Annotated in this window: 9 protein-coding genes; 1 reads left to right on the plus strand and 8 read right to left on the minus strand. The window is 65.0% G+C overall.

The genetic code is table 11. The annotated features are described in order from the left end of the window. From narH to ACTIEY_RS02565, 8 genes are all read right to left on the minus strand, one after another. On the minus strand, positions 1-1,533 hold the full coding sequence (gene narH / locus ACTIEY_RS02530) for a nitrate reductase subunit beta (protein ID WP_439517526.1): 1,533 nt from the start codon (positions 1,531-1,533) through the stop codon (positions 1-3). Between the two features lie 29 nt (positions 1,534-1,562). Next, a complete protein-coding gene (locus ACTIEY_RS02535) occupies positions 1,563-5,381 on the minus strand; it encodes a nitrate reductase subunit alpha (RefSeq protein ID WP_439517527.1) in 3,819 nt (1,272 codons plus the stop codon). 58 nt (positions 5,382-5,439) lie between these two features. Beyond that, positions 5,440-7,068 (minus strand): MFS transporter, encoded by a 1,629-nt coding sequence (locus ACTIEY_RS02540; protein ID WP_439517528.1) that lies wholly within the window; start codon positions 7,066-7,068, stop codon positions 5,440-5,442. Between the two features lie 24 nt (positions 7,069-7,092). Then, positions 7,093-8,361 (minus strand): MFS transporter, encoded by a 1,269-nt coding sequence (locus ACTIEY_RS02545; RefSeq protein WP_439517529.1) that lies wholly within the window; start codon positions 8,359-8,361, stop codon positions 7,093-7,095. A 164-nt stretch (positions 8,362-8,525) separates the two neighbouring features. Beyond that, positions 8,526-8,855 (minus strand): cupin domain-containing protein, encoded by a 330-nt coding sequence (locus ACTIEY_RS02550; protein ID WP_439517530.1) that lies wholly within the window; start codon positions 8,853-8,855, stop codon positions 8,526-8,528. A 9-nt stretch (positions 8,856-8,864) separates the two neighbouring features. Then, entirely contained in the window at positions 8,865-9,563 is a 699-nt protein-coding gene (locus tag ACTIEY_RS02555) for a response regulator (RefSeq protein WP_439517531.1), read from the minus strand. Further along, entirely contained in the window at positions 9,560-11,470 is a 1,911-nt protein-coding gene (locus tag ACTIEY_RS02560; protein ID WP_439517532.1) for a type IV pili methyl-accepting chemotaxis transducer N-terminal domain-containing protein, read from the minus strand. Before ACTIEY_RS02560 ends, ACTIEY_RS02555 begins: the two co-directional genes overlap by 4 nt. 9 nt (positions 11,471-11,479) lie before the next feature. Continuing rightward, positions 11,480-11,995, minus strand: coding sequence for an Rrf2 family transcriptional regulator (locus ACTIEY_RS02565; RefSeq protein WP_439517533.1), 516 nt, complete (start codon positions 11,993-11,995; stop codon positions 11,480-11,482). 110 nt (positions 11,996-12,105) lie between these two features. On the opposite strand from ACTIEY_RS02565, the gene ytfE reads away from it, so the two are divergent. Continuing rightward, the gene (gene ytfE, locus ACTIEY_RS02570) at positions 12,106-12,804 is read left to right on the plus strand and encodes an iron-sulfur cluster repair protein YtfE (protein WP_439517534.1); all 699 of its coding nucleotides are present in this window, start codon (positions 12,106-12,108) and stop codon (positions 12,802-12,804) included. Positions 12,805-12,806 lie beyond the last annotated feature (2 nt).

Below are 12,806 nucleotides of genomic sequence, written 5' to 3' on the forward strand. Positions count from 1 at the left end.
TCAGACCCCTGCCTTGATCGGAATCGTTCGTTTCTTCTCGCTTCCAAAGAGACTCGTTTCCGTCTGCCCTTCCGAACAGCCGTTGCCGAACGTGAAGCCGCAGCCACCCTTGATGTTGAAGGTGTTCTCGGCGTATTCGCGGTGGGTGGTCGGAATCACGAAGCGGTCCTCGTAGTTGGCGATCGCCATGGTCTGGTACATGTCCTCGACCTCGCGCACGCTCATGCGAACCTGGTCGAGCACGTCCTGGTTGATCACGCCGTCCACGTGTTTGGCGCGCTGGTAGCTGCGCATGGCCAGCATGCGTTCGAGCGCGCGCACCACCGGCACGGTGTCCCCGGCGGTCAGCAGGTTGGCGAGGTACTTCACCGGAATGCGCAACTGGCTCACGTCCGGAATCTCGCCGTTGCCACCCAGGTGCCCGGCGTTGGCCGCAGCCGTGATGGGCGAGAGCGGCGGCACGTACCAGACCATGGGCAGGGTGCGGTACTCGGGGTGCAGCGGCAGCGCCACCTTCCAGTCCACCGCCATCTTGTAGACCGGGCTGTGGCGCGCGGCTTCCAGCCAGTTGTCGGGGATGCCGTCGGCGCGCGCCTGTGCGATCACGGCCGGGTCGTGCGGGTCCAGGAACAGGTCGATCTGCGCCTTGTAGAGATCCATCTCGTTGGGCACGCTCGCCGCCTCCTGGATGCGGTCCGCGTCGTACAGCAAGACTCCCAGATACCGGATGCGACCCACGCAGGTCTCGCTGCACACGGTGGGCTGGCCGGCCTCGAGGCGCGGGTAGCAGAAGATGCACTTCTCGGCCTTGCCGCTCTTCCAGTTGTAGTAGATCTTCTTGTAGGGGCAGCCGCTCACGCACATGCGCCAGCCGCGGCACTTGTCCTGGTCGATCAGCACAATGCCGTCTTCCTCGCGCTTGTAGATGGAGCCCGAAGGGCACGAGGCGACACACGCCGGGTTGAGGCAGTGCTCGCACAGGCGCGGCAGGTACATCATGAAGGTGTTCTCGAACTCCCCCACCATCGCCTTCTGCGCGGCCTCGAAGCCGTTGAAGTTGGCGTCCTTGCTGCGTTTGGCGAATTCGCCGCCGAGGATCTCTTCCCAGTTCGGGCCCCACTCGATCTTCTCCATGCGCGCGCCTGTAATCAGGCTGCGTGGGCGCGCGGTGGGGGTGTGTTTCATCTCGGGCGCCGACTGCAGGTGGTCGTAGTCGAAAGTGAAGGGTTCGTAGTAGTCGTCGATCTCCGGCAGGTGCGGGTTGGCGAAGATCTTCATCAGCAGCTGCCACTTTCCGCCCTGCTTCGGAACGATGGAGCCGTCGGCGCGGCGCGTCCAGCCGCCCTGCCACTTCTCCTGGTTCTCCCACTCCTTCGGGTAACCGATGCCGGGCTTGGTCTCGACGTTGTTGAACCAGGCGTATTCCACCCCGGGTCGGTTGGTCCAGACGTTTTTGCAGGTGACCGAACAGGTGTGGCAACCGATGCACTTGTCCAGGTTGAGCACCATGCCGATTTGTGCGCGTATTTTCATGATTCAGACTCCTTCGGATCGACGGGTGTTCAGGGGTTCTCGCCCTGGGACTGGTACGCGCGGATCAGGTGGTCGTCGGCCGGTGTGTCGAGCCAGTCCACCTTGTCCATCTTGCGCACTACAACGAACTCGTCGCGGTTGGTGCCGATCGTTCCGTAGTAGTTGAATCCGTAGCTGAGCTGCGCGTAGCCGCCGATCATGTGGGTCGGCTTGAGCACGATGCGGGTGACCGAGTTGTGGATGCCGCCGCGCACGCCGGTGATCTCGGAGCCCGGGGTGTTGATGATCTTTTCCTGCGAGTGGTACATCATCACCATGCCCGGGTTCACACGCTGGCTCACCACCGCACGCGCGGCCACCGCGCCGTTGATGTTGAACAGCTCGACCCAGTCGTTGTCCTCGATGCCAGCGCTCTTCGCGTCGTCTTCGCTCAGCCACACCACGGTGCCGCCCCGGTTGAGGGTGAGCATCATCAGGTTGTCGCTGTAGGTCGAGTGGATGCCCCACTTCTGGTGCGGCGTGATGAAGTTCAGCACGATCTCCGCGTTGCCGTTGGACTTGATGTTGTGGATACCTGAAGTCGCCTTCATGTCCACCGGCGGGCGGTAGCTGCCCAGGCCTTCGCCGAAGGCAATCATCCAGGGGTGATCCTGGTAGAACTGCTGGCGGCCGGTGAGGGTGCGCCATGGAATGAGTTCGTGCACGTTGGTGTAGCCGGCGTTGTAGCTCACCGTCTCGCTCTCGATGCCGCTCCAGGTCGGGCTGCTGATGATCTTGCGCGGCTGGGCCTGGATGTCGCGGAAGCGGATCTTCTCGTCCTCGCGGTGAATCGCCAGATGGGTGTGGTCGATGCCGGTCTGTTTGCCCAGCGCTTCCCAGGCCTTCACCGCCACGTGGCCGTTGGTTTCGGGCGCGAGCTGCAGGATGACTTCGCAGGCGTCGATGTCGGTCACGATCTTCGGCATGCCCTTGGTCACGCCCTCGTCGAGCGTGGTGCCGTTGAGCTGGCCGAGCTGCTCGACTTCGGTGCCGGTCTTCCAGCCGATGCCCTTGCCGCCGTTGCCCAGCTTCTCGAGCAATGGGCCCAGCGCCGTGAAGCGCTTGAAGGTGTTGGGGTAGTCGCGCTCCACCACGGTGATCTGCGGCGCGGTCTTGCCAGGGATGAGCTCGCAGTGGCCCTTGCGCCATTCCTTCACATCAAACGGTTGCGCGAGTTCGCCGGGGGTGTCGTGCATGATGGGCGTGAGCACCACCTCTTTCTCCACCCCGAGGTGGCCCACGCAGACTTCGCTGAAGGCCTGCGCAAAACCCTTGTAGATCTCCCAGTCGCTGCGGCTCTGCCACACCGGGTCCACCGCCGCCGAGAGCGGGTGGATGAAGGGGTGCATGTCGCTGGTGTTGAGGTCGTTCTTCTCGTACCAGCTCGCGGTGGGCAGCACGATGTCCGAGTACAGGCAGGTGGTGCTCATGCGGAAGTCGAGCGTGACCAGCAGGTCGAGCTTGCCTTGTGGCGCGTGCTCGTGCCACACCACCTCTTCGGGTTTGGCGTCGTCACGTCCGAGGTCCTTGCCCTGCACGCCGTTTTCGGTGCCCAGCAGGTGCTTGCAGAAATACTCGTGGCCCTTGCCGCTGGAGCCCAGCAGGTTGCTGCGCCACACGAACATGTTGCGCGGCCAGTTCTGCTGCGCGTCCGGGTCTTCGCAGCTCATGGCCAGCGTGCCGTCTTTCAGCGCGCGCACCACGTAGTCCTTGGCATCGAGCCCGGCGGCGGTGGCGTCCTTCACCACCTGCAGCGGGTTGGTCTTGAGCTGGGGAGCGCTCGGCAACCAGCCCATGCGCTCGGCGCGCACGTTGAAGTCGATCATGCTGCCGCCGAAAGCGGCTTTGTCGGCCAGCGGGCTCACGATCTCTTCCATGCCGAGCTTCTCGTAGCGCCACTGGTCGGTGTGCGCGTAGAAGAAGCTGGTGCTGTTCATCTGGCGCGGCGGGCGCGACCAGTCGGTGGCAAACGCCAGCGGCACCCAGCCCGTTTGTGGTCGCAGCTTTTCCTGACCCACGTAGTGCGCCCAGCCGCCACCGCTCTGGCCGATGCAGCCGCACATCATCAGCAGGTTGATCACGCCGCGGTAGTTCATGTCGGCGTGGTACCAGTGGTTCATGGCCGCACCGATGATCACCATTGACTTGCCGTGGGTCTTGTCGGCGTTGTCCGCGAACTGCTGCGCCACCGTGATGACCTGGTCGCGTGGCACGCCGGTGATGCTCTCCTGCCAGGCCGGGGTGTAGGCGGCGTTGTCGTCGAAATTCTTCGCGCCACTGCCCAAGCCGCGGTCGATGCCGTACTGCGCCACTTGCAGGTCGAACACGGTGGCCACCAGCGCGTGGCGCTCCTCACCGGCCTTGCCCATGCGCAGGCGCACGGCCGGCACGCGGGCGTGGTTGATGCTGCCGTTCTGTGCGTTCGGCGTGAAGTGCGGGGAAGCGTCGCCACCGAAGTAGGGAAAGGCCACGTCCACCACCTGCGTGTCCTGCTCGCCGTCCTCGATCACCGAGAGCTTGAGCTTCACATCGGTGTCGCTGCGGGCCTCCTTGGCCTGCAGGTTCCACTTGCCTTCGTCAGCGCGGCCGGCCTCGCCCCAGCGGAAACCGATCGAGCCGTTGGGCAGCACGGCCCGTCCACCTGTGTCGAAGGCCACGGTCTTCCACTCGGGGTTGTTCTTCTGGCCGAGCTGGCCGTTGAAGTCGCTGGCCCGCAGGTAGCGGTCGGGCACCAGGGTGGTGGTGCCATCGGCCAGCGTGTGCTCTTTGAGCATGACCAGCAACGGGAGGTCGGTGTAGCGGCGCGCGTAGTCGTCGAAGTAGCTGCTGCGCGGCTTGCCTCCCTCGGGAAAATAGAAGTTCTTGAGCACCACGTGGCCCATGGCCATGGCGAGCGCGGCGTCCGTGCCCTGCTTGGGGTGCAGCCAGAGGTCGGAGAGCTTGGCGACCTCGGAATAGTCAGGCGTCACAGCCACGGTCTTGGCGCCCTTGTAGCGCACCTCGGTGAAGAAGTGCGCGTCGGGTGTGCGCGTCTGCGGCACGTTGGAGCCCCAGGCGATGATGAACGAGCTGTTGTACCAGTCGGCCGATTCGGGCACGTCGGTCTGTTCCCCCCACACTTGCGGGCTGGCAGGTGGCAGATCGCAATACCAGTCGTAGAAACTCATGCACACGCCGCCGATCAGCGAGAGGTAACGCGAGCCGGCGGCATAGCTCACCATGCTCATGGCCGGGATGGGCGAAAAGCCGATGATGCGGTCGGGCCCATGCTGTTTGATGGTGTAGACATTGGCCGCGGCGATCAGCTGGTTGACCTCGTCCCAGGTGCTGCGCACGAAGCCGCCCATGCCGCGCACCTGCTGGTAGTCGCGCCGGGCCTCGGGGTTCTCGACGATGGAAGCCCAGGCGTCCACCGGGCTCTTGGCCACGCTCAACGCGGCGCGCCAGCGCTCCAGCAGGCGGCCGCGCACCATGGGGTATTTCACGCGGTTGGCGGAATACAGGTACCAGCTGTACGAGGCACCCCGCGCGCAGCCGCGTGGCTCGTGGTTGGGCATGTCCCAGCGTGTGCGCGGGTAGTCGGTCTGCTGGGTTTCCCAGGTGACGATGCCGCCCTTGACGTAGATCTTCCACGAGCACGAACCGGTGCAGTTCACACCGTGGGTGCTGCGCACGATCTTGTCGTGTGCCCAGCGGTTGCGGTAGGCGTCTTCCCAGGTGCGGTCTTCACCGGTGGTCTGGCCGTGGTTGCCCGAGAAGTTTTCGCGCGGCAGCGAAAAATGGGAAAGGCGGTCGAGGAAATGGCTCATAGAAATGCTCCGTGTGACTGCGATGCGGGAAATGCGGGTACGCGTGGAGGCGGGCCGGTCAGGGGTTCTTGATCTCTGCGCCCTTGCGCAAGTAGAACCACCAGTTCAAGACCAGGCAGACGGCGTAGAAGATGGCGAAGCCGTACATGGCGTACTGCGGGGTACCGGCCTTGATCTGCGCGCCGATCACCACTGGTGCAATGAAGGCGCCGTAGGCGGCCACGGCCGAGGTCCAGCCGAGCACGGGGCCGGCCTGCTGGCGGTCGAAGATGACGCCGATGGTGCGGAAGGTCGAGCCGTTGCCGATGCCACTGGCAAAGAACAGCACGATGAACAGGCCGATGAAGGCGGGGAAGTACTGCTCGGGTGTGGCCGAGCCATAGGCCTGCATCATCACGTAGCCCACCGCACCGGAGGCCAGCACCATCACCGCCGAGATGACCTGGGTGACGATGGAACCCCCGACCTTGTCGGAGATCCAGCCACCGAGGGGGCGCACCGCGGCACCGACGAAAGGGCCGATCCAGGCGTAGGTGAGGGCCGAGGGCGCGTTCGGGTTTTTGAGCGTGTGCGTCATCACGCCAGCGGCATCGGCCACGTGCTGGAACCCGAAGATCACCGTGATGGCCAGCGGCAGCACCATCGAGAAGCCGATGAAGGAGCCAAAGGTGACGATGTAGAGCGCGGTGAGCGACCAGGTGTGCTTGTTGCCGAAGATGGCGAACTGCTTGGCAACGTTCTCCTTCATGGCACCGTAGGCGGCCACACGCATCATGAGCAGCGCCAGCACGATGTCCAGCGGAATGGCGATCCACATGTTCAGGATGCCCAGCCCGGTGGGCGCCGGCAGGTACAGCCAGAGCATGAAGATGGCCGGAATGAAGGCCAGGGTGTAGAGGTAGGTGACCTTGGCGAACGCGACGATGGGGTTGCCGGTGTCGGGCGACACGGTCTTCAGGTTGTTCATGCCGAACCAGGCCAGGATCGACAGGGGCACCAGCGAGATCACCCAGGCGAAGCCGGCGTTCTGGATCCAGGTGGGCGTGCCGGCGGCGATCTTGCCGAAGATCCAGCCGCTGTCCTTCACCAGCGTCATCGGGTCGCCGCCAAAGGCCCCGAGCAAGGGCAGCGTCATCACGAGCGGGATGACGACCTGCATCGTGGTCACGCCGAAATTGCCCAGCCCGGCGTTGAGGCCCAGCGCCGTGCCCTGCAGCCGCTTGGGAAAGAAGGTGCTGATGTTGGACATCGAGCTGGCAAAGTTGCCGCCGCCCACGCCTGACCACAATGCCAGCAGCTGGAACACCCACAGCGGCCACTCGGGGTGCTGCAGCGCAAAGCCGGTGCCGATGGCCGGGGCCAGTAGCATGGCGGTGGTGAGGAAGATGGTGTTGCGCCCGCCCGCCAGCCGCACCAGGAACGAGGCCGGGATGCGCATGGTGGCGCCCGAAATGCCGGAGATGGCGGTGAGCGTGAACAGCTCGGCCTGGGTGAAGGGGAAGCCCAGGTTGAGCATCTGCACCGTGATGATTCCCCACATGCCCCACACGGCAAAGCCGCACAGCAGTGCCGGCACGGAGATCCAGAGGTTGCGGTAGGCGATTCGCTTGCCAGTGGTGTTCCAGAAGGTTTCGTCCTCCGGGCGCCAGTCGACGACGTCGGGGCCGATCTTGTGTGTGTTGCTCATGGTGTTGTGAACCGACGCGTGGGGTCAGCTTTGAAGAGAAAAGGGTTTGGCGTTGGCGCCCATGACCTCGGTCTGTCGCACCTCGGTCCAGTACATCCAGATGAGCGAGACCCAGACCACGCCGTACATCAACATGAAGGCGCTGGAGCGGATGCCCGTGATGTCCATCAGCGCGCCGAACAGGATGGGCAGCACGAAGCCGCCCAGGCCACCGGCCAGGCCCACGATGCCGCTGATGGCGCCGATGTTCTTCGGGTAGTCGTCGCTGATGTACTTGAAGACGCTGGCCTTGCCGAAGGCCCAGGCGATGCCCAGGATGAACATCAGCGCGGTGAAAAGGTAAACGTTGAGTCCGATGTGGAAGGTCTTCGGACCGTCCACGGTGGCCACTGTGAAGTCGGTCTGTGGATACGACAGCAGGAACAGGCAGATCCAGCTCACCCACAGCACCCACCAGGTGACCTTGTGCGCGCCGAACTTGTCCGACATCACCCCGCCGACCGCACGCAACACGCCACCGGGCAGCGAGAAGCAGGCCGCCAGCAGCGCGGCCACGCGGATGTCCAGACCGAACTCGCCCACGTAGTACTGCACCATCCACAGCGAGAGCGCCACGTAGCCGCCGAAGACGATGCTGTAGTACTGGCAGTACTTGAGCACCTTGGGGTCTTTGAGTGCCTTGAGCTGGTCCATGAAGGACACGTTGCTCGGTACCAGGTGGTCGGGTTTGCTGTAAGTGAAGAGCCAGAACAGCACCACGGTTCCCAGCATGATGGCCGCGTACACCTGCGGCACCATGCTCCAGCCGAAGGCCACCAGCAGCACCGGTGCCACAAACTTGTTGACCGCCGCGCCCGAGTTGCCCGCTCCGTACACGCCCATGGCCATGCCCTGACGGCTCTTCGGAAACCAGCGCGCCACATAAGGCGTGCCGACCGAGAAGGATCCGCCCGCAAGACCCACGAACAGGCCGATGGTGAGGAAATGCCAGTAGGCGGTGGCGTAGCTCATGAGCCAGATGGCCGGCACGGTGATGGCCATAAGGATGGTCATCACGATGCGGCCGCCATAGCGGTCGGTCCAGATGCCCAGCGGCACCCGCACCAGCGAGCCAGTGAGCACGGGCGTTGCCATGAGCAGCCCGAACTGGGTGGAATTGAGGTCTAGAGCCTTCTTGATCGGGATGCCGATGACGCCGAACATCATCCAGACCATGAAGCACACGGTGAAGGCCAGCGTGCTGACGATCAGCACGGACCACGCTTTCTTGTCGCTGTTCGGTTCAGAGGCCATGATGTCTTTCTCCAAGCGGGGCATGGCAAGACTGTCGGCGCTGGGCGCGACGGTGGCTATCCGCCTCCCGGGCGGCGGGGGCGGCTCTGACGAACGATGGCGAAAGGACGCAGCGCGTCCGGAAGAACTACCGCGGCTCTCTTGTGGCCGTCAGTTGATCTGGATCAAATCGGCAGGACGATGGTGACCAGCACGCTGGCGTCTTCCACCGCGAGCAAGCTGTGGGGCACACCGCCAAGCAGAAAGAGCAGTTGGCCGGCCTGCAGGCGCTTTACACCCTCGGGTGTCTCGAAATCGATCTCGCCTTCGAGGCACTGCACGGTGATCTGGCCCGCGACCTTGTGCATCGGCATGGTCTTGCCCACGGGCAGCCTCAGGCGAATGACCTCCAGCTGCTCCGACTTGAACAGGGCAACGGACTGCTCGCTCAGGGCATCGCCGCCCTGGTGCAGGAGGTTGGCGATTTCGCCGGAGTCCAGGTGGTGCAGGGCCATGTTCTTCCCCTATTGAGCGTGTCGGGCGGCGAACACCGCTGCCTGCACACGCGAGGTGAGGTGGAGTTTGCGCAGGATGTGCTGCACGTGGATCTTGACCGTGGTCTCGGCGATGTCGAGCTGGCGGGCAATGTGTTTGTTGCTGTCACCCCGTGCGATCAAATGCAGGATTTCGAGTTCACGCACCGACAGCGATGCCAGCTCGGCGCCCGCAGTGGCCGTGGCGGTGGACACCGGCGCGTCGGGCACGGCGCCGTTGACGGGCGGCTGCGCACGCAGGGCCGACACCAACTTGGTCGTCATCTCGGGGCTGACCACCGATTCACCGTCCATCACCTTGACGATGGCTTCGCACAGATGGTGTGACTCCACAGTCTTGAGCAGATAGCCGTCGGCACCGGCCTTGAGCGCAGCCACCAGGTCGGCCTCGTTCTCGCTCACGGTGAGCATGAGCACGCGGCTGCCCGGTGCGGCCTCGCGCAGCGCAGGGATGGCGTCCACCCCCAGCACGCCCGGCAGGTGGTTGTCGAGCAGGATCACATCGGGCCGCCGGCGGGCCGCACAGCGCAGCGCTTCGCCCACGTCGCCCGCCTCACAGGTCACCTCGAAGCGCGGGTCCTGCGCGAGCAGGGCCATGAGCCCCCGGCGGAACAGGGAATGGTCGTCGACGACGAGCAACTGGATCGGGCGGGCAGACGTGTCGGTCATGGGGCGCTGTGTTCGGCGGCGGGTGCGGCGGCCGGGCTGGCCGCCATCGGGTGGAGTGGCAGGGTCAGGGTCACGGTGGTGCCCTGGCCTGGGTCGGAGCTCACGTCGACCCGCGCTCCGATGAGGCCGGCACGCTCGCGCATGATCTTCAGGCCCACGTGGGATTCGTCGGGCGTGTCGAGCGTGTCGAAGCCCGCGCCATCGTCGCGCACACGAAAACGCCAGTGCGCGCCCTTGATCACGTCGAGCTGCACATGGCGGGCCCCAGCATGCTTGCGCACGTTGGACAGCGACTCCTGCAGCACGTGCAGCACCTGCACCTGCACGTCGGCCGGCAGGGGCAGGCCGTGACCTTCAACATGCAGCTTGGCGGGCAGGCCGGTCTGGTGCTGGAACTTCTGCAGCGTCTCCTGCAGGGCACGTTCGATGTCGTCGGTGTTGGTGCGGGTGCGGAAGTGCATCAGCAGCTCGCGTACATCGTTGATGCTCTCTCGCAGGCCCTCGTCGAGTTCGTCCAGCGTGCTCATCACCCGCGCGTCCTGGCCTTTGCTTGCCGCGTTGCGCAGCAACTGCACCTGGATCTTGAGAAAGGCCAGCGACTGCGCGATGGAGTCGTGCAGTTCTCGCGCGATCAGCGCACGCTCCTCCCCCACCGCAGCTTCGCGCTCCAGCGCCGAGGCGCGGAGGCTCTCCAGTGCGTTGGCCAGATGGCTGGCCAGGGCGTCGAGCAGCTCGGCCTCGCCCGCGCTCAGGCTGGTGTGCGAGCGGTAGAACAGATTGACCTCGCCGATGAGGCGCTGCTGCAACCGCACCGGCACGCTCACCAGCGTCTCGAACCCCGCGCGCACGCAGTGGCGTACTTCCAGCTCGTCGTGGCTGCGGATGGGAATCACGCGGGTTCTCGCGTCGGGCTGCAGGTTGCCGCAGGCGCAGGCCCCGGCCAGCAGGCTGCGCTCCTCTTCCACCATCTCCTGCGGAAAACAGTCGGAGGCGAGCATCAGGTACCGCTGACTGGCGTCGTCGCTCCAGCGCACCGCCACCGCGTCGGCTTTCACCACCGCGCGCACGCGCTGGGAAAAACCGCGCGAGAGTTCTTCGATGCTGCCGGCATGCGCCATGAAGGCGCTCACCTCATACAAGGTCTCCAGCCGTGCGCGCTGCGCCTCGATGTGGTGCGTCTTGGTTTCCACCTGGCTCTCCAGCCCGGCGTACATCGACTGCAGCGTCGCCGCCATTCGGTTGAAGCCTCCGGCCACCTGACCGAATTCGTCGAGTGTCTCAACCTCCACACGCGCCTTGAAGTCGCCTGACTCCAGCCGGCGCAGGCCCTGGCGCAGGTGGGCCAGCGGGTTGATCACGTACATGTAGCCGGTGTAGAGCATCACCACTGCACCCGCAATGGCCAGCGCCATCATGAGGAACTGGAAGAGGTTGAGGATGGCGGTGAAGCCCGCGAGCTGGTGCTCAATCGCGAGCACCAGGGCGTCGATGGCTTCCACAAAGGTGTCGGCCGCGGCCAGCGCCTGCGCGGGTTCGGGCGGTGTGACCTGCAGCCACAGCGGGCGCTGGTTCTGCCACAGGGCCTCCACCGTGGCGAACTCGCGGGCCACTGCGTCGTCCCAAGGCACGAAGAGCGGGCGGCTGGCATCTCCCTGGCGCAGCAGTACCAGGCTCTGGTCAAACTGCTGCACCAGCGCCGTCATCTCGCCAGGTGGGGGCACGGCCTGCGCCACGCTGGTGAGCCGCCAGGTCTGCATGCGCATCCGCCCCGCTTCGTTCACCGCCGCCGCGCCGCCTTCGAGCTGCCAGGTGACCCACAAGGTGAGGCCGATCGACGCGAGCGCGACGAGCAGCAGCCCGGCGCCGATGCGCACCAGCTTGGTCGAGAGGGAGGCGGTGGACACCATGGTCGGAGGTTAGCGGCTTTCGCCTCCGGCAGATACCCGGGAGCGACGGACTGCTGCCTCGGGCGGACGCGGCAGGCCGGGCACCAGGCGCACCCGCTGGGCGCCGCGTGCACCCGGTGCGGGCGCAACGAGGTCGGCCAGCGTCACGCCGTCGAGCACTTCCAGGTAGCGATCCATGGCCTCGCGCAGCGCGCTTTTCAGGCGGCAATGGCCGTCGAGGCGGCAGGTGTTGTGTTCGGCGTCAAAACACTCCACCAAGGTGAAGTCGCTCTCGGACTGGCGCACCACCTCGCCCAGCACGATGGTGTTCGCAGGCTTGAGCAGGCGCAGGCCACCGCCCCGTCCGCGTGTGGTTTCCAGCAGGCCCTGGCCGGAGAGCGTCATCACGATCTTGGTCAGGTGGCTGCGCGAGATGCCGTGCGCCTCAGCGATTTCGCCCACGGTGGCGGGTTGCTCGCGCTGTTCGCTGGCGGCGCAATACATCAGCACGCGCAGGCTGTAGTCGGTCCATTGGGTCAATCGCATGGTGCATCCTCCTCAAGACCGATGTCCTTCTGGACGGCTTGAATATTCGTATCGGGTGCATTTTATGCATTAATATGTTCATTCGATATGAATATTAAAGGACCCATGCGATGGACACCGCCTTTGCCCCTGCAGACACCCTGAAACGCGCCAGCCAGCCCATCGGACAAATCGCCGTCGACCTGCCCGGCTCCACGGCCATCTTCCGCCGCCACAAGCTCGACTTCTGCTGTGGCGGTCAGATCGCTCTGCAGCAGGCCTGTGACAACAAGGGCCTCGACGTGGACGCGGTGCTGGCCGAGCTCGCCCAGCTGGACCGCCAGGACGCGCCCGTGTTGCCGCAGGCCCCCGCCGAGATGATCGAACACATCCTCACCCGCTACCACGCGGTGCACCGCGAACAGTTGCCCGAGTTGATCCGCATGGCGCGCCGGGTGGAAGCGGTGCACCGCGAGCACCCCGATGTGCCCACGGGTCTGGCCAAGCACCTGGAGGTCATCGAGACTGAGATGCTGGAACACATGGCCAAGGAAGAGAACATTCTGTTCCCCATGCTGAAGATGGGCGGGCGTGGCATGGCGGTGCATCCCATCGGCGTGATACGCGAGGAACACACCAGCCACGGCGAACAGTTGGAGCGCCTGATGGTGCTGACGCACGACGCCAAGCCTCCCGGAGGCGCGTGCAATACCTGGCGCGCCCTGTACGCGGGCGTCGACCAGTTTGCCGAAGACCTGATTGCCCACATCCACCTCGAGAACAACCAGCTCTTCCCTCAGTTTGAACCGGCGCGGTCGAGCTGCTGCTGAGC

It is taken from the genome of Hydrogenophaga sp. (assembly GCF_051858985.1).
Classification (GTDB): Bacteria; Pseudomonadota; Gammaproteobacteria; order Burkholderiales; family Burkholderiaceae_C; genus Hydrogenophaga.

Coding starts and splice junctions, on each gene's coding strand:
- ACTIEY_RS02555 (WP_439517531.1), bottom strand. CDS start 9,563: ATGACCGACACGTCTGCCCGCCCGATCCAGTTGCTCGTCGTCGACGAC.
- ytfE (WP_439517534.1), top strand. CDS start 12,106: ATGGACACCGCCTTTGCCCCTGCAGACACCCTGAAACGCGCCAGCCAG.
- narH (WP_439517526.1), bottom strand. CDS start 1,533: ATGAAAATACGCGCACAAATCGGCATGGTGCTCAACCTGGACAAGTGC.
- ACTIEY_RS02560 (WP_439517532.1), bottom strand. CDS start 11,470: ATGGTGTCCACCGCCTCCCTCTCGACCAAGCTGGTGCGCATCGGCGCC.
- ACTIEY_RS02545 (WP_439517529.1), bottom strand. CDS start 8,361: ATGGCCTCTGAACCGAACAGCGACAAGAAAGCGTGGTCCGTGCTGATC.
- ACTIEY_RS02540 (WP_439517528.1), bottom strand. CDS start 7,068: ATGAGCAACACACACAAGATCGGCCCCGACGTCGTCGACTGGCGCCCG.
- ACTIEY_RS02550 (WP_439517530.1), bottom strand. CDS start 8,855: ATGGCCCTGCACCACCTGGACTCCGGCGAAATCGCCAACCTCCTGCAC.
- ACTIEY_RS02535 (WP_439517527.1), bottom strand. CDS start 5,381: ATGAGCCATTTCCTCGACCGCCTTTCCCATTTTTCGCTGCCGCGCGAA.
- ACTIEY_RS02565 (WP_439517533.1), bottom strand. CDS start 11,995: ATGCGATTGACCCAATGGACCGACTACAGCCTGCGCGTGCTGATGTAT.